This window comes from Pseudoalteromonas luteoviolacea DSM 6061 (assembly GCF_001625655.1).
GTDB lineage: Bacteria > Pseudomonadota > Gammaproteobacteria > Enterobacterales > Alteromonadaceae > Pseudoalteromonas > Pseudoalteromonas luteoviolacea.
Map to the genome: position 1 here is coordinate 1 of NZ_AUYB01000133.1, position 22,072 is coordinate 22,072.

At 39.4% G+C, this 22,072-nt stretch carries 23 protein-coding genes; 17 read left to right on the plus strand and 6 right to left on the minus strand.

Features of this window, described 5'->3' with window-relative positions; all coding sequences use genetic code 11:
- Window positions 1-629: 629 nt before the first annotated feature.
- From N475_RS20755 to N475_RS20770, 5 genes are all read left to right on the plus strand, one after another.
- On the plus strand, window positions 630-1,055 hold the full coding sequence (locus N475_RS20755) for a helix-turn-helix domain-containing protein (RefSeq protein ID WP_063358929.1): 426 nt from the start codon (window positions 630-632) through the stop codon (window positions 1,053-1,055).
- A 268-nt stretch (window positions 1,056-1,323) separates the two neighbouring features.
- Entirely contained in the window at window positions 1,324-1,845 is a 522-nt protein-coding gene (locus N475_RS20760; protein WP_227008499.1) for an SIMPL domain-containing protein, read from the plus strand.
- Window positions 1,846-1,955: 110 nt separating this feature from the next.
- Window positions 1,956-2,129: a hypothetical protein gene (locus N475_RS25860; RefSeq protein WP_169809464.1), complete on the plus strand. Its 174-nt coding sequence runs from the start codon at window positions 1,956-1,958 to the stop codon at window positions 2,127-2,129.
- 438 nt (window positions 2,130-2,567) lie between these two features.
- Window positions 2,568-2,882, plus strand: a complete 315-nt coding sequence (locus N475_RS20765; protein ID WP_063358931.1) for a hypothetical protein — start codon at window positions 2,568-2,570, stop codon at window positions 2,880-2,882.
- A gap of 70 nt (window positions 2,883-2,952) precedes the next feature.
- On the plus strand, window positions 2,953-3,807 hold the full coding sequence (locus N475_RS20770) for a DUF1444 family protein (protein ID WP_063365881.1): 855 nt from the start codon (window positions 2,953-2,955) through the stop codon (window positions 3,805-3,807).
- Window positions 3,808-4,207: 400 nt separating this feature from the next.
- On the opposite strand, the gene N475_RS20775 is transcribed toward N475_RS20770, so the two are convergent.
- Window positions 4,208-4,933, minus strand: a complete 726-nt coding sequence (locus N475_RS20775) for a sterol desaturase family protein (protein WP_063365882.1) — start codon at window positions 4,931-4,933, stop codon at window positions 4,208-4,210.
- A 289-nt stretch (window positions 4,934-5,222) separates the two neighbouring features.
- Here N475_RS20775 and N475_RS20780 point away from each other — a divergent pair, with 289 nt between their 5' ends.
- Window positions 5,223-6,428: an endonuclease/exonuclease/phosphatase family protein gene (locus N475_RS20780; RefSeq protein WP_081232476.1), complete on the plus strand. Its 1,206-nt coding sequence runs from the start codon at window positions 5,223-5,225 to the stop codon at window positions 6,426-6,428.
- 37 nt (window positions 6,429-6,465) lie between these two features.
- On the opposite strand, the gene N475_RS20785 is transcribed toward N475_RS20780, so the two are convergent.
- Window positions 6,466-6,852, minus strand: a complete 387-nt coding sequence (locus tag N475_RS20785) for a VOC family protein (protein WP_063358933.1) — start codon at window positions 6,850-6,852, stop codon at window positions 6,466-6,468.
- A gap of 26 nt (window positions 6,853-6,878) precedes the next feature.
- Window positions 6,879-7,055: a hypothetical protein gene (locus N475_RS25865; RefSeq protein WP_169809465.1), complete on the minus strand. Its 177-nt coding sequence runs from the start codon at window positions 7,053-7,055 to the stop codon at window positions 6,879-6,881.
- A 254-nt stretch (window positions 7,056-7,309) separates the two neighbouring features.
- On the opposite strand from N475_RS25865, the gene N475_RS20790 reads away from it, so the two are divergent.
- The 7 genes from N475_RS20790 to N475_RS20820 all read left to right on the plus strand — a co-directional run bounded on the left by N475_RS20790 (window position 7,310) and on the right by N475_RS20820 (window position 16,235).
- Window positions 7,310-7,960, plus strand: coding sequence for an ABC transporter ATP-binding protein (locus N475_RS20790; RefSeq protein ID WP_063358934.1), 651 nt, complete (start codon window positions 7,310-7,312; stop codon window positions 7,958-7,960).
- On the plus strand, window positions 7,957-10,491 hold the full coding sequence (locus N475_RS20795) for an ABC transporter permease (protein WP_063365883.1): 2,535 nt from the start codon (window positions 7,957-7,959) through the stop codon (window positions 10,489-10,491). The genes N475_RS20790 and N475_RS20795 overlap by 4 nt, the downstream gene beginning before the upstream one ends.
- Window positions 10,492-10,905: 414 nt before the next feature.
- Window positions 10,906-12,114: a YncE family protein gene (locus tag N475_RS20800; RefSeq protein ID WP_063358936.1), complete on the plus strand. Its 1,209-nt coding sequence runs from the start codon at window positions 10,906-10,908 to the stop codon at window positions 12,112-12,114.
- 189 nt (window positions 12,115-12,303) lie between these two features.
- Entirely contained in the window at window positions 12,304-12,660 is a 357-nt protein-coding gene (locus N475_RS20805) for a DUF5329 family protein (protein WP_063358937.1), read from the plus strand.
- Between the two features lie 512 nt (window positions 12,661-13,172).
- The gene (locus tag N475_RS20810; RefSeq protein WP_063358938.1) at window positions 13,173-14,804 is read left to right on the plus strand and encodes a methyl-accepting chemotaxis protein; all 1,632 of its coding nucleotides are present in this window, start codon (window positions 13,173-13,175) and stop codon (window positions 14,802-14,804) included.
- Between the two features lie 285 nt (window positions 14,805-15,089).
- On the plus strand, window positions 15,090-15,749 hold the full coding sequence (locus tag N475_RS20815) for a C39 family peptidase (RefSeq protein ID WP_155730981.1): 660 nt from the start codon (window positions 15,090-15,092) through the stop codon (window positions 15,747-15,749).
- 48 nt (window positions 15,750-15,797) lie between these two features.
- Window positions 15,798-16,235 carry an N-acetyltransferase gene (locus N475_RS20820; protein ID WP_081216070.1) on the plus strand — a complete coding sequence of 146 codons (438 nt, stop codon included), beginning with the start codon at window positions 15,798-15,800 and terminating at the stop codon, window positions 16,233-16,235.
- Between the two features lie 2 nt (window positions 16,236-16,237).
- Here the strand turns inward: N475_RS20820 and ybiA are convergent, their stop codons facing one another.
- Window positions 16,238-16,792 carry a riboflavin biosynthesis intermediates N-glycosidase gene (gene ybiA, locus N475_RS20825; RefSeq protein WP_081232477.1) on the minus strand — a complete coding sequence of 185 codons (555 nt, stop codon included), beginning with the start codon at window positions 16,790-16,792 and terminating at the stop codon, window positions 16,238-16,240.
- Between the two features lie 709 nt (window positions 16,793-17,501).
- Here ybiA and cspE point away from each other — a divergent pair.
- From cspE to N475_RS20840, 3 genes are all read left to right on the plus strand, one after another.
- Entirely contained in the window at window positions 17,502-17,711 is a 210-nt protein-coding gene (gene cspE, locus N475_RS20830) for a transcription antiterminator/RNA stability regulator CspE (protein ID WP_063358942.1), read from the plus strand.
- Between the two features lie 295 nt (window positions 17,712-18,006).
- Entirely contained in the window at window positions 18,007-18,804 is a 798-nt protein-coding gene (locus tag N475_RS20835) for a PhzF family phenazine biosynthesis protein (RefSeq protein ID WP_063358943.1), read from the plus strand.
- 20 nt (window positions 18,805-18,824) lie between these two features.
- Window positions 18,825-19,295, plus strand: coding sequence for a hypothetical protein (locus tag N475_RS20840; RefSeq protein WP_063358944.1), 471 nt, complete (start codon window positions 18,825-18,827; stop codon window positions 19,293-19,295).
- Here the strand turns inward: N475_RS20840 and N475_RS20845 are convergent.
- Window positions 19,282-20,451 carry an acetyltransferase domain-containing protein gene (locus N475_RS20845; RefSeq protein ID WP_063365885.1) on the minus strand — a complete coding sequence of 390 codons (1,170 nt, stop codon included), beginning with the start codon at window positions 20,449-20,451 and terminating at the stop codon, window positions 19,282-19,284. The genes N475_RS20840 and N475_RS20845 overlap by 14 nt on opposite strands.
- Window positions 20,452-20,544: 93 nt before the next feature.
- Window positions 20,545-21,513, minus strand: a complete 969-nt coding sequence (locus N475_RS20850) for a GlxA family transcriptional regulator (protein WP_063358958.1) — start codon at window positions 21,511-21,513, stop codon at window positions 20,545-20,547.
- Between the two features lie 94 nt (window positions 21,514-21,607).
- Between N475_RS20850 and N475_RS20855 the strand changes: the two genes are divergently transcribed.
- Entirely contained in the window at window positions 21,608-22,021 is a 414-nt protein-coding gene (locus N475_RS20855; RefSeq protein ID WP_063365886.1) for an MAPEG family protein, read from the plus strand.
- Window positions 22,022-22,072 lie beyond the last annotated feature (51 nt).

Here is a 22,072-nt window from a genome sequence, read left to right on the forward strand (position 1 = left end):
GGTTTAATTAAAGCAGTTCAACTGGTATGGTGAAATTAATCCAGAAAATGAATTAGAAAATGAAATAAATAAGTTCAAATGGCTAGCCGACCAAAACGTAATGACTACAGCAGAAGCTGAGGCCAAAATTGCACAGGTGGAATGGCTTCACAAAGAAAACTCTGATAACCCTAGTCAGGTTTTAAATTAAAAACGAGAGAAGTAGCGCGACAAAAAATAAAAAGGCTTTGCGCTACTTCTTTCGTAATGTATGGAGTAAGAATAGGCTTGGCTCAGGGTTTTCACCTCTTTATGTGGATTATTAGAGGATGTTGTTTAGAGCACTAAACCACTTAAATTTTCACCCATCGATTTTAGTCCTCAAGAGAGTCAATTGACTTGGTGAAGAGTTTTAATTGGCGTAATCACACTTACACATTGTTTGTTAGCGCTTAGTCCTACAAGTGCTATAAAGCACGGAGTTGTGGGTAGCTGTGAGCCGAAAAATAAAGCAGAGTAAGCACAAATTAAACCTGCTGTCGTAAAACTGACGTAATGTTTTCGGGTATGTTTCGTGGTGCAATCGCAAAAATCACTTTATAAAAGTCAAATCGTTACGTTGTTTATGACATATACATCAAAGGGTTAATATGAAAATAAATGCAGCTTTGGTTCTAGGTATGAGAACCCAAAAAAGTTGGTCGCAAGAAGAACTAGCGATTGCATCAGGCTTGAATCTTAGGACAATTCAGCGAATTGAAAATGAAGCGACCGCTTCGCTTCAGTCTAAAAAAGCCCTTGCCTCGGCGCTAGATATAAATATTAGAGACCTCGACTTTGAGGAACCTATCAAAAAGACAAAGTATGAATTTAAAACGATAGAAATTCATAACAATGATGGCTTTCTCGCTGGCCTTACTAAACCAAAGCTCCCTGATATTGCGGCTATTTTAAACAAAGAAGGAGAAAATGGGTGGATGGCAGTTCAGGTATTGTCTCCAGAAATGGCTCAAGGAACTTGGACTGGAAAGGCCGGTAACATGGTAGTACTTCTACAAAGAGAACTGTTGGATTAATAGAAGATGTATTGACTTAATGCATTTTTAAACTCATTGACGTGATATTTGATAAAGGTGGTGGGATGAAGTTTTTTAGTATTGTTTTTTTATTATTTTCGGTGACGTCATATACAAACTCGAGTTTGCCTGACAACAGACATATTGCAGTTAAAGGGTACGCGAAAATAACGGAAATCCCCGACATTGCCAGAATTAACTTTGAAGTAAAAAGTATAAAAAATAGTGCTTTAGAGGCAAAAAGGACGTTGATAAAAGAGTTAATCTCTTGCTTGATGGCCTTGATAAATTCAACGTTAGAGAGGGCGATGTTGCAGCTTCGAGCCTGCTTACTGAGCCGCACATTAATTACACGGATGATGACAATGAAATCATCTCTGGCTATGTTGCAACTCGATCGTTGACTGTGACGCTTTCTAAAATTGATCAAATAAATGACTTTATAGACTTTGCGTTAAGTGTTGAGGTAAATGAAGTTGAAGACATCGATCTGCTTTCATCAAAGGCGAGGCAACTTAGAGAAAAAGTAAAATTATTGGCTGTTAAAAACGCCAAAGAAAAAGGGCAGTCCTTAGTGCAAGCGTTCGATGCTGAATTGGGCAAGGTTTACAGTATTAATTCTAGCTCGAATGATTCCTACTATGAATATAAGACAGGGGGCGACATTGAGCGAATTACAATAGTTGGTTCTCGAGTTGATCCCGATGACTTAGCTCCGGGCAGGTACTTACAAGCCAAAATTAGCTTTAGCGCGACAATAAATGTAGTCTTTGATTTAGAAGTTGAGTGAGAATTTAGATATACCTAGTTTCAATATGAATAACGTACCAGTTGTTTAGAGGGAAATGTACATTTTAACCGTTAAGTGTACTTTCCTTTTTAAACGGTGTAGGAGTGTTGATGAGTAATAAAGAACAGAAGAGTACTAAGACTAACCCAGTCGTACTTGGCTTAGGGATAGGGTTTGCGATTGGCGTTGGAGTAGGCGTTGCTATTGGTAATATAGCGCTTGGTATTGGTGTGGGTATTGCAATAGGTGCGGGGATTGCGACAACTCAGGGAAAAAGTAAATAAAGCACTAATCTTTAACTATATGAGTAGGCTCCTTAAATCTAATGGTTTTTTATGAGGTCACGAAATATTTTTTCTCATCTTTTTGCTTGGATCTCAATAAGCCAATCATTTTACCGTTGCGTGAGTGGCAGTGCGATAGCTACTCTTCAGTTGAACTCATGAAATTGCATAACCAATACGTTTAGGCAAGCTTACCTCAGTTAGCATGAGGAGTTGCTAATGACCAAAGTAAGTATTAGTTAAAACGTTGACGTTAATAGACATGAGTAGATGTCTTTTGGCAATATAAGTTTTAGGGATCAACATTGTTGTTTGCTGTTTAGTATGTCTTTACTAAAGCCCTCTTATTTAGCTTGGTTGTGCACTAATGAGAGGTTATGTCGTTAGTAATGCGATGATACATTTAGAGCAATAGTAAGTATTAAAAGGATTTAATTGATGAAAATGGCTTTACGCAAAGAAACATTAGCTACGACTTTATGTATTACTTTTGCCTTTTTGTTATTGAGTACAGGGCTGTACGATTTTTTCTTTAATTCATATAACTTCATTGAACTATTAAACACATGTGCTGTTTTTTGCTTTCTTACAGGTCTAGGGTTGTCCCCTAAGATTTTCTTCACGCCCATTCGCCAATTGCTGTCTGCTTCTTTTGTGATGGAGCCCATTGTTAGCCCTAAACTACAGCAGAGTTTATTTTATGGCGGACTGGTAATGGGCTTTATTGGTTTTGCTACCAGTAAGTTGATTTAAAATTTAGTTTTATCACAGGTGTGATAGTTAACGGATATTGTGCCCCTTATCAAATAATTGGAAATCTATAATGAAAAGCTTAATCGTTGTTATCATTTTGGCTTTAAGCTATAGCTCAGTGGCCTCGACAGAGCAGTATTTGAATAGACAGGAGTTTGCGAAAAGATATGTGGAAACCATCGCAAAAATTCACCCTACAGCGACAGCTAAGGTCGTTGGTGATCTAGAAGTTAAGATTAAATTACCAAATAACGACGAATTGACTTCTTTTTTAGACAACGCATATGCCGAATACAAAAATAGTCCTGAAGATATTGATGGCGTACTAACTACTTATGCAGAATCGATCATATTTCCAGATACTCTTGGCAAAATAAAACCCAATAAATCGCAAATATTTCCTGTGATCAAAGACAAACATTATGTCGTTCAAGCAGAAAAAATGTTAGAAAATTCAGGAAACAAAGGCCTCGTTTATGAAAAACTCAACGATATTTTGTATGTTTTATATGCTTTTGATACACCTAAAGCAATACGTTTTATGACTGGATCTGACCTAACGGATTTAGCTTTGGAAAAGAGTGAATTAAGATCGCTATCTAAAACAAATCTAAAAAGCGCACATACAAATGTGAGGTTGGAAGGTGACCCAGCTTCCCTATCGATGCTGGTTGCAGATGGAACATATGAAGCTTCTTTTATCTTATTTGACGATATTTGGACTAAAGAACAGTTTCCTGTAATGGGAAACATTGTGGTTTATATTCCCACAAGAGATTTAGTATTCGTTACTGGGTCTGAAGATAAGGAAAACTTGGCTAAAGTTCAAGAAATCTTTTTTAATCAAGGTAGTAATTGGTCACATGGTATTTCTGAGGTAGGGTTTGTCAGGGTAAATAACAGTTGGCAAGAGTTTCATCAGTAAATGTGGCATGCGATGTTAAATTCTCTGCTTACACTGATTGGCCAAGAGTTGGAATGGCGATAGTTTCTTGAAGTTGCCACCGTTACTTCTTTAATAAACAGATAGAGCACTTATTTTATTGCCTTTTTGAAAGGGTAAACCGGTCTTCAAACGGTTGTATACCTTAACAACCAAAGAATAGTTCGGGTTCTTATTGGCGTTACGTTCACGGTTGGTCACCAGGTGAAAGAAAAGAAGTGCTTCAATCTTGATGAGTGCTAGAGCGATGAACCACAGAGTTAATGTTGTAACAGAAAATGCAGATGACTGCGGACTTCAAGCTTCTGGGGTGTTCTGTTTATCAGGGCATTGCTAGTTTTCTTGTTCAGCCTAAAACTCTTTGTACTGTTGCAACCTAAACTTATGGTTTATAGACATCTTTATTTTTAAGCATGTCGTAAACTCTGGCTTCTCGGGCTTTGTCGAAGCCTACCTTTTCGACATATTCCTTTGGGTTAGCAAAGGTTCCAAACAACATATCCCAAATAGCCAGCCCATAATTATCTGCGTGGTGCATATGTTTGTGATGTACTCTGTGCATTTCTGGCCTCTGTACGATAAATCCTAGCCAATACCGTGTTTTAAGATCCGAATGTATAAAAATGTTGTATACGGCAGCAATAATTAAACTAATTGCAGTACCGTAGGCATTTAAACCTAGTATCAAGTAACAGCAGAGCGCATTTAAGAATGTTGCAGCGACGCCGTCGAAAGGGTGCAAATAAAAAGCTGTAAGCGCTTCAATTCTCCTCGGGCTATGGTGCAGTTGATGGAATATACGCCATAAGAAGTCAGATTTATGCATTGCTCGGTGCCACCAGTATGCGATAAAGCTGGTGAGCAAAAAGCCTAATGTGCCTTGTGCAAAGGTATTGTATGAATTGAGACTTAAGAGTGAAATAGTGCTCAGCGTCTCTACAAAAACAAAACCAGCACCAATGGCTGCAACAGATTGAATTAGACTTATGCATGACGCAAGAATTAACCACCGGCGGTCACATGTATTTTTGGAGGCTGGCGCTATGACCTCCAAAGTAAAAACACAAACGAATACAGTCATAACAATAGCGATAGTAAGCAGTTCCATATTTTAAGTTTGGTTTTCCTGTAAATGTTGTTGTAGTCTGGTGAGTTAGGTGGTTAATACCACTAATTTTTTAACTTAAGCCAACATAACATACTTTATGTACATTGGAGTACCATGTAATACATCATGTGCAGATCCGCAGCGCATTTTATAAATCGGCATGCGTTTTGGAAAAGCTAAGGATTATCGATAAGTTGTTATTTCACTCAAAGAAATAATATATTATTAACAACCGTTTTAACCTTAGGGCGCTAGAATACAGCCCTGATTAGTTTGCACTAGGTTATCTATGAAACCCTTATCTTTATCAATTGCTTTAGCTGTATCTCTTTTAGGCGCTGGTTGCCAGCTAACCTCTACAGACGGAGCAGACAAAATGGCACTAAGCGAACAAACAGTGAGAGTGGCGACCTTTAACGTAAGTATGGAAGCCACTAATTATAACAACGAGACAAGTATTGATGTGTCGGGGAATGCGCTAACAAATGCATTGAAAAGTGGCAAAATCAATCAAATTAATAATATTGCAGAAATTATTCAAAGAACCCGTCCAGATGTGATTTTACTCAATGAATTTGACTACATTGAAGATGCAGGTCAGGGTATTGAGCTATTTAAAAAAGCATATCTTGAAGTACCACAAAATGGGTTCAAACCTATTGAATACCCGTACGTTTACCTTGCTCCTGTTAATACAGGGGTCAAAACACCTTTGTCAGCAAAAAACTCACGTTTAACACATTTCGGGTTTGGCAAGTACGCGGGTCAATATGGCATGGTGCTGTTGTCTAAATACCCTATTAGTACAGACAAAGTAAGAACATTTCAGTATTTCTTATGGAAAGACATGCCAGATAACTTAATGCCAAAAGAGTTAAATGGAAAAAGCTGGTTTGCCAAAGAAGAACGAGCAATCATGAGATTGTCTTCTAAATCGCATTGGGACATTCCAGTAAATATCTGCGGTAAACAAATTAATGTGCTAGCGAGCCACCCAACTCCGCCAGTATTTGATGGGCCTGAGGATAGAAACGGTAGAAGAAACCATGATGAAATCCGCATGTGGAAAGACTACATCAGTGAATCAGGCAACAGCTACCTCTATGATGACAAAGGCAATCACGGAGGTATTAGCAACCAATCATTTGTGATTCTAGGAGATCTGAACGCGAGCGCAGTAGATGGGGATGCTCATCCAGATGCTATTAATCAGTTGCTTCAACATGTAAGAGTGAACAATTATTTGGCGCCCACATCAAAAGGTGGGGCTTTGAATAAACCAGAGAATAAAAATGGACCAACGCACACTGCTCATTGGGGAATGCGTGCTGATTATGTATTACCATCTGCAGATTTAAACGTCGCTAATAGTGGCGTATTTTGGCCACATGCGGGTAGTGAAGGAGCAGCACTTGTTGCTGATAGAAGTGCTTCTTCAGATCATCGGTTAGTATGGGTTGATATCAAGTTACCTAAGCTTGATTGTACACAATAGCTTTTAGATTTTGGGGCTGTTTAGCCCCCTTTATTGCTCAAGGGGTAGTGTTTTCAGGTCTGTGAAATACCACTAGCTTGTTGCCATCCAAATCTCTGAAATAAGCAGCAAAGTAAGCGTTATTGTCTCTTGGTCCAGGTGCCCCTTCACATTGTGAGCCTAAACTCAAAGCAAGGTCATAAACTTTTATAACCAATTGGTCATTGGGGGCTCTAAGTGCGAGCATGGTTCCGTTACCTGAGGTTGCAGGTTCTCCGTTATGGGGTTTAGTAATAGCGAGTTTTGTATTGGAGTTCGCAAAAGCATAAAAGGCCACCAACTCTGTTTTTGCTATTTGTTTTGCCTCTAATAACTTAAGAACTTGGTCATAGTATTCAATTGCCGCATGAAGGTTGTTTGTACCAAGTGTTAAGTGTGAAATCATGATTAAGCTCCCTGTGCGTAACTTATTTAACCAAGTAAGCTTGGTAACCAGTTAAAAGTAAGTACAGTCGTGAAGACTTTTAACCCGATAAGCCCCAAACCAATCAACAGTAATAAAACTTTGAGCGATTTACTTTCTATATTATTCCAAGCTAAAAACTTGTTTTTTATTTCACTTTTAATTTCAACTAAGGCTTGTTTCATAAATATCCCTTTAACTGATAATGCAAATTCCCGCATTCTTTGAGCCTACAAGAACAAAGTCTGCTTGTAAATTGGTCTGATGCAAGTGTTATTTCGTCCGTAGGCCGTCTCCAAAAAAATTATTCATATTTTCAAGTGGGTAGAACTTACAAGCAGTAAGTGTCCACTTGTAATTGTGCTCTTCACGCTCATTTCACGGTTCTTCGTTCAATCTGGCTGTATAAATTCGAAAACAGGTTATTTAAGGAGTGAGCATGGGTGTTAAGTTGGATGTAAACCGTCTAGATCATACGATTAAATTAGTGAACGGTAACCAGCTTCATTTGCTAAAAGCCATTTCAATGATTGTGGAGCCAGCTGAGCAAGTGGCTATTGTTGGGGCGTCAGGTTCAGGCAAATCGACGTTGTTATCTTTGCTTGCGGGACTAGAAAGCCGGCAACAAGGAAGCATTAGCTATCAGTGTGGAAGTGAACAACTTAATAAGATAAACGATGTGTCAGGCTTTGTTTTTCAGCACTTTCACCTACTGCCAGAGTTAAACGCACTTCAAAATGTGGCTTTACCGTTGTTACTAAAAGGTCAAAAGGACGCTGAGCATTGTGCACTGGAAAAGTTACGCCTAGTCCAAATGGAAGCTCAGGCAATGCAGCCGGTTACGAAATTGAGCGGTGGAGAGCAGCAGAGAGTGGCAATTGCTAGAGCACTTTGTAGTGAACCCAAAGTAATATTTGCTGATGAACCTACGGGTAACTTGGACCAGAAAACGGCTGAGCAAGTCTTTGAGCATATGCAAAAAGGTGCAAAGGCAGCTGGCACAACCATGATTGTGGTGACCCATGATCTTAACTTGGCTGCTAAGTTGGACAAAATATACCACTTAGAGAATGGGGAGTTGAGACTATGATTGACACCCATACCTCGAGTCAAAGCAGTAAAATGAATTCTGATTTAGGCAGCGTAAGTGCTAGTTTAATGCTGGTAAAAATCTTTTTCCTCCAAGTGAAGAAGGGAAAGCACCTTATCCCTCTTCTAAGTCTTGCATTGTTATTTCTATACCTAAGTTTAACTAGCCTATTGGGGCAGGGTGTTGATAAGTACCTCAATCATAACTTACAAACTATGCTTGGCGCGGACACACAAATTAGCATTAACAGAGATTGGCACAGTACTGAGGTAGAATGGATTTCTACATACGCGGATGCGCTCAGTTACTTTGAAAGCTATGAGGTTACTTTAGGTGGTGACGCATATAGCCATACCAAACTAAAGGCTGTTGACAGTACTTATCCTCTCAATGGAGAAATTACCATTGCAACCAATCAACAACTCGCACCTAAACTTGTATCTCATGGTCCACAAGTGGGTGAAATATGGTTAGAGCCTCATTTGGCTCGGGCGCTGAAAGTTGACGTAGGTGATAGCGTCACGCTAGGAGCTAGTCAGCTATTAGTCAGTGCTTTGCTACTCAATGAGCCAGATAGAATCATCCAAGGTTACAGTAGTGACAGACGTGCAATGGTGTCTAAACAAAGCCTAAGCTCACTTGAAATAACGCCGGAAAAAAGACAAGTTCTTATCAATCACAACGGTCAAACTACAGTAGAGCATCTAAAGCAGCTACAAAAAAACAGTGCAGATATTGGTGTTGTGAGTAAGTTACTTAACAATTATCCGATGGCACATGCTTGGCAGCGAGTCCAAAACTTCATGGGGTTGATTAGCTTTGTCATCGTCTTGCTTACGTGTCTTTGCCTATGGCTGAGCCAGCGTAGCCATATCGAGCCAATTCAATCTGTTATCGCTGTTATGCTGGCGAATGGGGTTAAGCAAACACAGATCCCACTGCTGGTGATGAGTTTGATATTGAGTATCTTGGCGGTGAGCTTTATTCCGGCGATAGCAATTGCTTTAGTTCTTGCGACTTTTGTAGAGCAGTTTGTTCAACAAAATATGTTTGAAACTTTCGAACTAATGTGGGACATGACTGGAATTGGCCAAGCCTTACTAATGAGCGTCATTTTGTATGCGTTATTGACTATTCCAAGCTGGGTCAAACTATTAAAAAGCACGGTACGAGATCTGCTCGAAAAAAGAGAAAATAACACTGTCACTTTTATTGTTAGTGGGGTTTGCCCTGTGCTTTCTTTGTTGGTCGTTGTGTTTATCAATACTGACAATTGGACATTGACAGGGATCTTACTCGCTGGATTAGCGGTGTGTTTAATTCTTTTGCTTGCTCTTACATGGGGCATGCTGAGCATTGCCCATCGTTTTTTAGATGGTAAAGGCGGAGTATTAGCGTTTGTTTTGTTATTAATGAAACAGCGAATGAACGTAAAAATCGTCCAAATAGTGGCGCTGGGTTTGAGTGCAACCTTGCTACTGCTCTGTTTACGGGTAGGCCAAGATGTGAATAGTGCCTTAGAAAGGGCCTTGTTTGAAGATCAGGGAAATATTTTTGTCACACAGGCAAATAATACGCAAAAACAAGCAATTGAAGCATTTGCAGTGAAACATGGTGGAGAGGCAAAGCAATTCAAAGCATTTCAAAGTGCCCGTGTAACGCATGTAAATGATATCACTATTTCGCAATTAGACGCACCGCCAAGTGACTCTCGCACAAGGCTAGAGCGAAACATAAATTTGCATTGGAAGCTGGATCAACCGAAGAATATTAAGGTCGTTGAAGGGCAATGGCAATATGAGCAACGAGCAATACCAGCTATATCCATGGAGCAAGAAGTTTTTGAAGAGTTAAATTTATCGCTCGGTGACGTGCTTACAATGCAAGTTGGCAGTCAAAGCCGCGATTTTCAAATCGCGTCTGTGCATCACTATCGTTCGGGAGAAGACAGCATCACCTTTTGGTTTGTCGTACATCAAGCTGAAGTACTAGTCACCTCTGAACAAGTTTATTACATGGGTAGCGTGGATTTACCGAAACAAGGATTGGATAATTTGGGAGATATTTGGCAAGCGTATCCAAGTATTCGCATGTTACGAGTTGAAGAGTTGTTATCTCGCGTGCGTAGCACAATCGAAACCTTTATGTATCTTACCTTTGCCTATGGAGTATTCATCGCTTTAATGAGCAACTTGTTGGTAATCGCATCGATTCAAATTCACTTGCAAAGGGACAAACTGAAAAATGGTCTCTTGCTAAGCTTTGGTTTGACCGAAAAGCAAGGCCGTAACATGTTGATTGCTGAGTGGGCTATTTTGACTATCGTTCCAGTTGCATGTGCTATGACATCGGTTTATTTGTTTATTGGACAAATATATCAACAGGGGTTTGGCTTTGTATATCGACCAAATGAATTCATGTTGCTTGTAGAGTCCGTCGCAATTGTCTTGGCCGTAGCAATTGGCGGTGTTTGTTTAAGTTTAAAGCAGCTAAAACAAAGCGTGACAAATTTACTTGAGCAAAGAGGTTAAAAGCTGGCTATAACTTGCTGATTTATAAAAATGTAACGGCTCAATAATCTATTGGGCTTAGTTACAGGTTCTTTATAGCAGATGTGAGTTAATGATAGGTGTTGTAATACATGCTTTTTTACTCTGAAGAAATTTGAGTTTGCAAAATGCAAAATCAAAATGCAAAAGGAATTCAAGCGGAGGTAGCCGTGTATTTACAGCAAGATACAAGAATCACCGTAATATTAGACTGGCTGGAATCGTGGAGTGATTTGCATTTTGCAACGAATAATTGACTAGATAGTGTAATGCATGGAGAGAAACTTATGCGATCCATAAAATTTATTTATAAGTTGTTGTTACATATAAATAAAATATTAAGGCCTATTAGTTGCATGCAATAAGAATATACATCACTATTTATAGAGTACGCCTATGAAGCCTTGTTTCAAAAGTTTATACCCAGTAGCAGCTGCAACATTGATGGCCCTCACTAGCTTGTCAGCAGTGGCAAGCCAATCATCGTGCTTGAGTGGGCTGTATGCAATAGACAGATACGCAACCGGCGACGAGAGTGTTTTGTATCACTTAGACACCCAATCGAAAATGTTCAGAGAAGTTCCAGGTGCTAGTATACCGGCAAGCAACTTAGCAAGTAATGGTTCAAAACTTTATACAGTTCAACGTGTTGATAGAGATAGCAATGCATCGAAGATTTTCGCCTTTGATACTGCGACTATGGAACAAAGCGAACTTGCAACAACCACAAGTTACCCGATAAAGCGCTCAGCTGTATCACCTGACGGCAGCTATCTACTGGCCACTAGCCAAACATACATGTACCAGTTTGATTTGAGTTCCGGTGATAAAACCATTATGGGTAAAATGAAATCTGATGACGCGGTGTACGACGACTTTAATCATGGAGATATTGCGTACTCAGCCGATGGTAACTTGGTGTATGTACTTAACGCTAAAGCGCTTTATGTTTTGAACGAAGCAGACATGACTTTAAGTAAGATCGGGGATCATAACCTGCACTGGGCTTCAGGGCTTGCAGTTGATGACTCCGGCGTGATTTACGCCTCAGCAAGAGAGCGCGGTGAAAATGCCAAAATCTACACGCTTGATCCACAAACTGCGCAGGCGACTTTTTATATGAATGGCCCTGCACATATTGCAGATTTGAGTTACTCAAGCGGGTGCGGGAATTCGTTACCTATTATTGCTCATGCTTTTCAAATTGAAGTGAACAAGGCGAAGCAGTATTGGATGGATGATGGCCAAACGGGTAAAGTCGCTAACTTAGTTGGGTTTAAAGACAATAGCGTGAACTTTAATGACCAAGGGTTTCCGGTAGAATCAAAAGACAAGCTAAATAAACATAACAAATTCACCAAGAATCCGAATGCTAATCGCTGTGCAAGGATGTGGAATAACTTTTTAGATCATCAATATGTACTTAACCGAAATGGTAAAGGGCGTAAGAAAAACGATGGCAGTACTAAATGGTATTTTTCTACAGAAGATGGTGCTTACAAAGTAATTAGGGCCCGCAAAGGAGTATGTGAATATGGTTATGCAACAGGCGAACCAGGCAAGATTCTGTATAACTCTAAAACTGGTTTGGTGACTGTAGAGTAAACTAAGAGAATCTCAGGTAAAGGCGGCTCTGGGAGAAGGTAGCCGCCTTTTATATATGGATTGGGTGCTCAGGAGAGATTATTCGTTTTTAGGTCGCAAACATTGAATTCTATGAAACCTTTTTACTGTTTTGTGCGTCTGAGTATAAATAAGTAAGCCGTAGCCTTTTAACCAAATTCAAGGAGTGCCATGAAAATCACCAAGGCTTTTATGCTTTGCATGATACTGTTTCCTCTAAGCACCGTTGCTCAGATGTCTTCAGAAATAAATCATTTGCTAGACTATGTCGAACAGTCTGGATGTCAATATGAGAGAAATGGCAGTTTTCATTCTGCAATAGATGCTCGTGCGCATATCACAAAAAAGTACAAGTACTATCAAGATGATATAGAGTCTACTGAGGATTTTATAATGTACGCTGCAAGCAAGAGCGCGTTATCTGGAAAGTACTACAAGATACACTGTGAAGGGCAAAATGTAGTGCGCAGTAAGGATTGGCTGATGATAGAGCTAAATCGTTTTAGACAAAAGCTCCTCAGCCTCTAAAGCTATATTGAGTTTATCATGTCATTTTAAAACCTGAGATTAATATCGTGGTTAATTGTAATTCTATTTATTTCATTTGTTTTTAGTTGAAAAAATTAAAATGCTAAAAATCGACAATTTTCATTCAATATTAATATCGCTGATCTTTTTGTGAACAGGTTTTTTTGCCTTTAAGTTAATTTAATAACATAGAAATCAATCTGTTAATAATTAAATTATTCCAACTGTAAGTTGTTTCTAATATAATACATACAACTTACTCACTATCTTTATCACGAGCAAGTTTTCAATATCTGAACCTTTCACCTGTCCAGATGGCGGCGAAATATGAGTCTAATCAAATTTATACCTGCTATTTGGATATGTTCATGTGGTCGCGATCCACGCTGTGTCGAGCATTTTTATTTTTAGCTCCAAGGTATCAAACAAACTTACTGGCTTTAATTACTAGGTCATTGTGAGTATTCGATATCGGTGCTTAATTATTGTAATTTAGGGATTTATAGGAAAGTATGGCATTAAAAAATTTGTCTATATCTAAGCAGATCGGCTTGAGTTTTACGTCGGTGTTTTTAGTTTTCTTTGGTGTGAGCTTGATGACCCATCAAGGCTTAAAAGGGATCAGTGAAGATCTCGGATTTATTGTTCAAACTAGTATCCCTTCGGTGGAAATAGTAAAAGGTATTCAGGTTGATCTGACCACAATAAGAAAAGACGAATTTGGTGTTGCCACTAACCCAAACCACCCTGAATTAGATTCCTGGCTTGTTACCCTTGATGATTTAAAAGCGGGTGTAAACGACAAAATTACGCGATATAGCCAACTTAATGTATCAAATCAAGAAAAATATCAGTTTGAAGCATTTGAACGAGCATGGCGTAAATATGCCTTAGCTACAGCACAATTTAATATGCTAGTCAGAAATAATGAAGTCAGTAGAGCAAACCAAATAGTACTAGACAGTTATAACCATTTTTCAGCGGCGATGGATGAGTTAACCGCATTGGTAAAAATTAATAGTGACAATGTCGGTAATGCAGAATCTTCGGCAATTAAAGCGGTTCAAACTGTGATCACGGTAATCGTGGTTTGTACACTGGTCTCTGCTTTGATGATTGGTTTGATTTGTCTAGTACTAAGCGGTGCGATAAAAAAACCTTTGAATAAAGCGATGCACCTTGCTAAGAGTATTGCCAATGGTGACTTAAGCGAGTGCATAGATACACGCCAAATTGGCACGAATGAACTTGGTTCTTTACTGGTTTCCCTTGAGCAAATGCGCCAGCAATTGAATGGGCTTGTTGTGCAGATTAATGACAGCGCTATCCAATTAACCACTGCTGTTGAAGAGGTAAACATGATTTCAGCACAAAATGCTTCTGGTATGCAAAATCAGCAAAATGAATTGCAATCTGTTGCATCTGCAATGACAGAAATGCAAGCTGCGGTATCTGAGGTTGCCAAGAGTACGGAAATGGGCGCTGAGTCAGCTAATCAAGCAAATATGAAATCTAGAGAAGGCAGTGTTGCATTGAAAAGCAATATTGCGCAAATTTCCAGCGTGGCAGAGACGGTGTCGCATGCAGGGGATTTAGCTGGCAACCTAGAGAAAAACTCACAGAATATAAATGTGGTGGTTGATGTTATTCGTGAGATTGCAGAGCAAACAAACTTACTCGCGCTCAATGCGGCGATTGAAGCCGCAAGGGCAGGTACGCAGGGGCGTGGCTTTGCGGTAGTGGCTGATGAAGTAAGGTCGTTGGCGCAGCGTACACAGGATTCAACAACACAAATAGTTGAAATAGTCAGTGATTTGCAGCTCAAATCTAAAGAAACAGGTGAGGCCACGAGGACATGTCAAAAGGGCATTGATATCTGTGTTCAACAAACCGAAAGTGTTAGCGACACTATCAACAAAATAGAGCAAGAAATTGATAGCATTGCAGCTATGAGTACGCAGATTGCTGCGGCATGCAATGAGCAATCAGTCGTCTCTGAGGAACTGAATAGAAATATTGAAAATATTAATTTAGCAGCTGTGGAAATGACAGAAGGTGCAAACCAAACATCACAGGCATGTCATGAGATAAGTGAGCTAGCTCACGGGCTTAAATCAAGTGTTGAGCAATTTAAGTTGTCTTAACGTTTATAAACCTCATGACTTTTATATATTTTCATTATTATCGTGAGATAAATTAACTTTGGAATTCAATTTATTATAAAAAAAGCGAACCCGAGATTGGGTTCGCTTTTTTTTGTTCTAATAACAATGAGTGTTACTAATGATATTTTTGACCATGAGGTTATTCGTAATGGGGACGCTATATTTGTAGTTTTTATTCTGTACAATCTAGCCTCTTTGGTTAGTTTATTGCGGCGTAAAGTACGCGAATAGAAAAATAACCCTAAAAAACAGCAAGGATATGGCGTGATAAAGTGTTTTGCTTTCTTTATGCTGATATTTTCGTGTATATCAGCCGCACAAACGACACAAAAAATAATTTTGAATGTACCTTTGGTAGAGCAAGGAGAAAAGTTAAGCGGACCAGCAACAATTGAAATGGTTTTTAAATACTGGGGCGTTAAGCAATACTCTCAATATGATATTGCAGAGTCTATACTTGACCAGTACGCAGATGCACCCGTGTTTAAAGCCTCTGGCGTTCTAAACAATTACCCGCGAAAGTGGACACAATACCCAGGGACCAAAGTCACTTATTTACAAGGGTTTCTTGAGCAGTTTGGTAAGACATCAAGCCTCAATTTAGGGACCAATGTGCGCGTTGCAAAAAACTTTGATGCTGAACGTAGCCAGCTATTTAATCATGTAAAGGCATATATCGCGAGTGGTATACCTGTGATTGTATTTCAATATTGGGAGTTGCCAAAGTCTCAAAGCCATTATCGGGTAGTGGTAGGTTATGATGAAGCCAAGCGTCTTGTTTATTTAAATGATGCAAAAGGTGCCAGACGTATGGTTCAGACTTATGAAGAGTTTTTGAATTTGTGGAATGTTGAGCATCCGAGGTTAAGGTATTATGCGGTCGCTTTTAACACCGAACGAAAAAAAATAGACATTAAGTTGTAATTTGTTTAACTAAAGACTAACCAATTTGATCCCTGCTTGGAGAACAATGTGATAAGAAAAAGTTGTGAAGCTGACATTGAAGCTGTTTTACTGGTTTGGCTTGCTGCGTCTGAGCAGGCACATCACTTTGTACCGGCGGCTTTTTGGCGTGAACAGCTGGACTCCATGAAACATGTGTATCTACCAAGTTCCAGAAACTATGTCTACATTAAAGATAGTAAAATCATCGGGTTTTATGCTTTGCTTGACGACACCTTAGCGGCTATTTTCGTCTTGCCTGAAAAACAAGGCCAAGGTATCGGAAAACAATTAATTGCAGATGCTAAATCTCGCTGCCACAGCTTGCAGCTTGCAGTTTATAAACGTAATTTGGCAAGTGTAGAGTTCTATAAAAAACAAGGTTTTGAAATAGCTGGCGAGGAGCTTGAAGAACTCACAGGCCAGCAACAATTGATTATGCGTTGGCAAAATACTATTGGCGTTTAATTTTACGAGCTTATGTCAGCTAGCTGGTGTCTTACTTCCATCAATGCATAGCCGAGTAAGTTGAGCCCTTGCCAATTGTGAGGGTCTAGAATAAGTGGGTTATCTTCAGCAAGTCCTACGCCCCAGATTTTGTCAACGGGACTTGCTTCGACAATGACTCTTGTTGATGTACCGAGTAAAAAACGCTTCAATTCTGGATTTTGCTCGAACTTTAAAAGATTTGCTCTGACGACAATTTCAAAACGTTTGGCATTCCAAAGATCTTCATCAAAGTTGGCTACTTGGCGACCAAGCTTTTTAGCCTCATTAGGGTGCTGAACTGAGCGTATTTGCTCTGCAATATCTGGGTTGTTAAATAACATTGCTTTGGCATACATCATATAATGCTCAGCGGTTTTAAAGTGTTTATCTGCTTCAAAAAAAGGTGCATCAAACCACTGACTAAAACACGATTTAGAAACGCCACTTTTAGGCTTTTGGTGACCCCAAAAATAGACATATTTAGCTGTATTGCCTTGCGCAATAAATGCTTGCAAAGCTTCATTATTATTTATCAACTTCGCTGACTCCTGATTTGTGTAAAGTTGAATTATGTTAGGGTGGCATCAAAGAGAGTTAGGCTGGTGCTAATGTTACCATAAATGGAAAGCGTCAATGGTAATAAATATATTGCGAAAGAAACTCAAAAAGACCTAACGTGAAAGATAAAGCAATAATACCATACTGTTTACAGGCTTCTGTTTTGCTAATAGCGTTGGTCTTTGTAGGAGTTTTGATATTACTTTTGATTCTAAGCGTGTTGCTCAAGCTACATCCCTTGTTGGTAATTTTACTGTGCTCTATTTTAGTGTCTTTTACCTCTGTATCAGTAATTCAATTTGTTTGTTTTGCACCGTATCCGGCCTGTAAGCCAAACATATTTCTAAAAATAGATATGCCGTGAGAGCGCAGTAAATATGGACCATTTAGAGCAAGAAGACGAGTGAAGTAAAGTGGTGGACAGTGACTCATAACGGGAACTGTCAAACGAGGTGTTTGATTATTGAACAGTAGTGGGTGTTCGAAAAATAATCGAAATTAAGAAGAAACTCTTTAAAAAGTACTCGACAATTGTTTTATTCAGTGTATCCTACGCAGCGTATGAAGATATTGATTTATATGTTGTTTGCTTTAGTTTCTGTTTTTGTTCATAAAACCTAATTTTAGTCACTCACTTTACTTCCAATACTGTACACTTTTTTAACTTTTAACTAAATAGGTTTAATTATGTCTCAAGTAACAGGCACTGTAAAATGGTTCAACGAGTCAAAAGGTTTTGGCTTTATCGCTCAAGAAAATGGTCAACCAGACGTTTTCGTTCACTACAGAGCAATCCAATCAGACGGTTTCCGCTCTTTGACTGAAGGTCAAAAAGTAAACTTCACAGTTACACAGGGCGCTAAAGGTCCTCAAGCTGAAAACGTAACAGTAGCTTAATTGTTATGTTTGGGTGTGGCTGACAATCAGGCCACACCTTGATTCTCTCAATCTAACCAAGCTTCCTTTCAAATCCGTTCATATTTATTTTTCTTCATAATCAAACGTTACTCATTTATTCTCCTTATATTTAAGTAAAGTAGTGTTGTTACTTCTTATTTCGTTTATTCAATTACCATAATTATATTCTATTTGCCGATTTGCTGAGCCAATAGATATGTTATTTTGTACTATATTTCAGCAGCTTATTTATGTACATTCATACTAGTTTTATTGCCAAACTAGGAAGAGTGATATGGATCTAGATATTTTCGTTGTTGATGCGTTTACCGATGAACAATTTAAGGGAAACTCCGCTGCTGTGGTACCGCTCGAGGATTGGATTAGCGATACTTTGATGCAAAAAATTGCAGCAGAAAACAACCTTTCTGAAACAGCCTTTATCGTTAAAAATTCGAATAATAGTTACCATATTCGCTGGTTTTCTCCCCTAACCGAAATTGATTTTTGTGGCCATGCAACACTTGCTACTGCTTTTGTTCTTTTTCATCACCTAAACGTTGAGAGTGAAGTTGAGTTTACGACCAACGAAGTGGGAAGCTTGATTGTAAAATTACAAGGCAATGGCAAAATTGAAATGAACTTTCCATTGCAGCAACCCGAACCTGTTCTTGAAGTGCCAACACAGATCTTAGAAGGTCTGTCTATTACACCTAATAAAGTACTCAAGAATCGTCAGGCATACTTTGCAGTTTATGAATCTCAGTCAGAGGTTGAACAGGTCAATTACCAATCAGATATACTAAAACAATTAGCGCCGCTTGATGTGGTTGTTACGGCTCAAGGAGACGAGGTTGATTTTGTCTCTCGCTACTTTTGGCCTGCGAATGGTGGAGATGAAGACCCTGTTACAGGCTCCATTCATACGGGACTTGCACCATATTGGGCACAACAGCTGAATAAGTCTCAGCTTAAAGCATTTCAGGCTTCTGAACGCGGCGGTCAGTTAAATTGTGATGTGGATTTTGCGTCGAATCGAGTCACAATATTGGGTGAAGGCGTTTTATATTTGAAAGGTCAGATATTTGTTTAGTGGGATGAGAAAAGAAAGGCATGATGATGAATAAGGAAAAGCTGGCGATACTAGGCCTACTGTTTGTTGCTCTAATGGCGAGTGTGACAGTGGTTGCTCACATGGCGTGCATACCGCTGGGAGAGGCGTGCTACCGTGCACAGTTGGCTCCAGAAATTTTAATTCAGTCTGCAAGGCAAGGTACGATGCTTGCCCCCTTAGCCACCGTATTGGTGTCGGCTTTATTTGCCTTGTGTGCAGCATATGCTCTTGCAGGAATTGGGTATATTAAACGCTTGCCTTTGACGAATTTAGCGCTAGTTACTATCGCAATGCTTTGTACGCTACGTGGCCTAGGTGGTGTTGTATTAAGCTTGGCACTTCCTGAGATGGTTACGATCTTTAGTGCTGTTGCGAGCCTGATTTGGTTCGTATGTGGTGTATGGACCTTTTTAGCACTGAAGTGGTTAGGTATTAAACCACTTCAGCGAGACATAACTAAAGGTATTTGAGCAATAAATGTTGGCTCGTGCGTTTAGTGACCATGTAATGCTTACATGGCAAGTAGAGTAGGATGGTGAGAACTATCCACATTGAATACGCGAGCCACAAATTAGGTTGATAAAGTGCAGGCCAATTATCTGCACTATCTAAAAATTGTACAGTTCTGCCATATTGAAGAATTGCGTAAATCTGTGCACTTAGATTTATAACTGGAATGTGGATCAGATAATAAAACAACGGCACACCACCAAACACTTGTAACCAAGCTAACCATGGCCTTGTCGGTGCAACCTGAGTCAATCGCTCTAGCAGTGCAAGAAGTATTAAACCTGGCCCTATGGTCATTAACAGATAAAGTAGTGAAGGCGGGTACTTGGTGTTATTGAGTAGAGACATAAACGTTTTAATGTTGCTGGTGTATTCAACAAATGGTTTAGGATCGCCATAAAAATTGGTTATCTTCAATAATACGAATAACGCTATAGAGATTAGGCCTATGCTTAAGAAGGTCTTACACCTAAATGTACTATCGCGTTTGAAGATGGGCGCAATACAATACCCTAGCGCCATAACTGCAAACCAAGGCATTAATGGGTAAACTATAAAGAGCTGCCACTCAGCTGTTAGGTTGGCCGCTGTAGGAACATGAAGTAAATGCCATAGCCAAGAAAATTGTGGCCCAAGTACAGCTAAGAAATGGTCGTCATCAATGAGATTGTGACAATCAATAACAGTTATAGCCAGCACACTAATCCAACTGAGCGGCAGATAAATAAGCCCAGCAAGAATGATCATTGACAGGCCAATAACCCAAATAACTTGTAAAAACACAATATCAAATGCAAATTGCCAACTGAAACTAATCCCTGTTAATTCGAGAAAAACAAGCCATAAGCCACGACTCAGTAAATAATTGCGCAATTGCAATTTTGATTGAACCTTTTCACCATACAAATATGCACTGATCCCAGTTAAAAATACAAATAGTGGAGCGCAAAAGTGCGTAACCCAGCGAGTAAAAAACCACGCTGGTGTTGTATTTTCTATGTCTGTAGGCATAAAGGGAGTGATTGCCCAGTAGTGACGCGTGTGGTCTAGTGCCATTAATATAATGATGAATCCGCGTAAAATATCGAGTGAGATCAATCTGTGTTTGTCGCTCACATCTCAAACCTTAATATTGATTTATACCTTGTTTTAACAAATAAAAAACAAAGTATAAACATATTAATTTTAAAACACGGTCTAAAACCGTGCTCAAATACTAGAATTTACTCGAACTTCATGTACAGACTTACCGAAGTGCCGCTTAAATTGCTTTGCTAATGACTGGGGATCTTGATAGCCCACTGAGACGGCTATGTCGTCGAAACGCAGGTTTGAATAAATCAGCTTTTCCTTGGTCTTCTCGAGCCTTAGCAGGCGAACATATTCAAATGGGGTCATACCGATCGCTGATTTGAAACGGCGGATCAAGGTACGTTCGGTTAGGCAAGCCAAAGCTGCAAGCTGCTTGAGCGTAAAAGGTGTTTTAAGATGTGCCTTTATATGTTGTTGCACCGAGTGTAAGGCATCGTCTTTGTGTTGTTCTAATGCGCTACTCATTAAGAAAACGGTTTGTCGAAGCTGCGGTTCAGGTATGGCCAACCAGTTGGCGACTTGGTTTGCTACATTGCGACCTATTTGCTCAGTAACCAGAGCAAGTACCACATACATATAGCTATGGGCAGCACCTGCAGTATATAACTGTTGATCGCACAAATAGATAGGTTTGGTGTCTAGCTTTAAATGGGGATAATAACGGTTAAAAAATGCTTCGAGCCACCAACTTGCGGTAAATTGTTGTTTTTCCAATAAACCAAGTGCAGCGGCATATGCAACTCCGCAGCAGCCAGCTACAAGTGTGGTTTGCGATTTTGCTTGTAATTTTTCGTGAAGCGGCTTTTTGTATTTTGCAAATCGTTGGCATTCTTTCCACAGTTGTTTGTCGCCTTGGTATTGGCTGCCGATGATAACGAGTACATCAAAACTACTTAAAGCTTCCAATTGACAGTCAGTTTTAAATACAAGCCCTTGACTGCTGCGGACTTCTTTTTCTTCGAGAGACACAATTTGCCAACGGTAATAGTCTTTTTGAATTACCTGATTAGTCACATTCAGCACATCAATGATGCCAGTTAATGCGCTGGCCATTACGCCTTCTTGACAGAGAAGTGCCACTTTCATGTCGTTTTCACCTTGATATTTGTCAGTAGTGACACTGTAGGGTGGGTGAATGCGCTTGTAAAGTAACCTCTCATTCATTAAAAGGAAATAACCTATGTGGATCCAATACCCGATTTTTGCGCTCATTTTACTTTTTTTATGGCTTTGGTTAGCGACTGCGAGCATGCGGATCAAGGCAGTCAGACGTGGAGAGTTATCACTTGATGCCGTTAACTTTGTACTCAAGGATGAAATGAACAAACGAACTCGTTTGCTAGGTAACAGCTATGATAATCAGTATCAGCAACCTGTACTATTTATCTGTTTATTGGCATTTTTACACATGGATGGGATATCCAATATTGGTTGGTATTTGGTATCTATGGTATTTGTCGCTGCAAGGTACTGGCATTGTTATGAACACACACGCGGGGTCAATATCAAACGTCGTACATATGCATTTGGCTTATCTAGTATGAGTTTGTTTATTGGTTGGAGTGTTTGGTTTGTGATGATGATTATGAAGTAAAGTTCCTACCTAAGCAGTTAAAATAAAAAAGCAAGGCATTAGCCTTGCTTT

Excerpts from the sequence above, each read along its gene's own strand:
- N475_RS20755 (WP_063358929.1), top strand. The coding sequence starts at position 630 with ATGAAAATAAATGCAGCTTTGGTTCTAGGTATGAGAACCCAAAAAAGT.
- N475_RS25860 (WP_169809464.1), top strand. The coding sequence starts at position 1,956 with ATGAGTAATAAAGAACAGAAGAGTACTAAGACTAACCCAGTCGTACTT.
- N475_RS20765 (WP_063358931.1), top strand. The coding sequence starts at position 2,568 with ATGAAAATGGCTTTACGCAAAGAAACATTAGCTACGACTTTATGTATT.
- N475_RS20770 (WP_063365881.1), top strand. The coding sequence starts at position 2,953 with ATGAAAAGCTTAATCGTTGTTATCATTTTGGCTTTAAGCTATAGCTCA.
- N475_RS20775 (WP_063365882.1), bottom strand. The coding sequence starts at position 4,933 with ATGGAACTGCTTACTATCGCTATTGTTATGACTGTATTCGTTTGTGTT.
- N475_RS20780 (WP_081232476.1), top strand. The coding sequence starts at position 5,223 with ATGAAACCCTTATCTTTATCAATTGCTTTAGCTGTATCTCTTTTAGGC.
- N475_RS20785 (WP_063358933.1), bottom strand. The coding sequence starts at position 6,852 with ATGATTTCACACTTAACACTTGGTACAAACAACCTTCATGCGGCAATT.
- N475_RS25865 (WP_169809465.1), bottom strand. The coding sequence starts at position 7,055 with ATGAAACAAGCCTTAGTTGAAATTAAAAGTGAAATAAAAAACAAGTTT.
- N475_RS20790 (WP_063358934.1), top strand. The coding sequence starts at position 7,310 with ATGGGTGTTAAGTTGGATGTAAACCGTCTAGATCATACGATTAAATTA.
- N475_RS20795 (WP_063365883.1), top strand. The coding sequence starts at position 7,957 with ATGATTGACACCCATACCTCGAGTCAAAGCAGTAAAATGAATTCTGAT.
- N475_RS20800 (WP_063358936.1), top strand. The coding sequence starts at position 10,906 with ATGAAGCCTTGTTTCAAAAGTTTATACCCAGTAGCAGCTGCAACATTG.
- N475_RS20805 (WP_063358937.1), top strand. The coding sequence starts at position 12,304 with ATGAAAATCACCAAGGCTTTTATGCTTTGCATGATACTGTTTCCTCTA.
- N475_RS20810 (WP_063358938.1), top strand. The coding sequence starts at position 13,173 with ATGGCATTAAAAAATTTGTCTATATCTAAGCAGATCGGCTTGAGTTTT.
- cspE (WP_063358942.1), top strand. The coding sequence starts at position 17,502 with ATGTCTCAAGTAACAGGCACTGTAAAATGGTTCAACGAGTCAAAAGGT.
- N475_RS20835 (WP_063358943.1), top strand. The coding sequence starts at position 18,007 with ATGGATCTAGATATTTTCGTTGTTGATGCGTTTACCGATGAACAATTT.
- N475_RS20840 (WP_063358944.1), top strand. The coding sequence starts at position 18,825 with ATGATGATGAATAAGGAAAAGCTGGCGATACTAGGCCTACTGTTTGTT.
- N475_RS20850 (WP_063358958.1), bottom strand. The coding sequence starts at position 21,513 with ATGAAAGTGGCACTTCTCTGTCAAGAAGGCGTAATGGCCAGCGCATTA.
- N475_RS20855 (WP_063365886.1), top strand. The coding sequence starts at position 21,608 with ATGTGGATCCAATACCCGATTTTTGCGCTCATTTTACTTTTTTTATGG.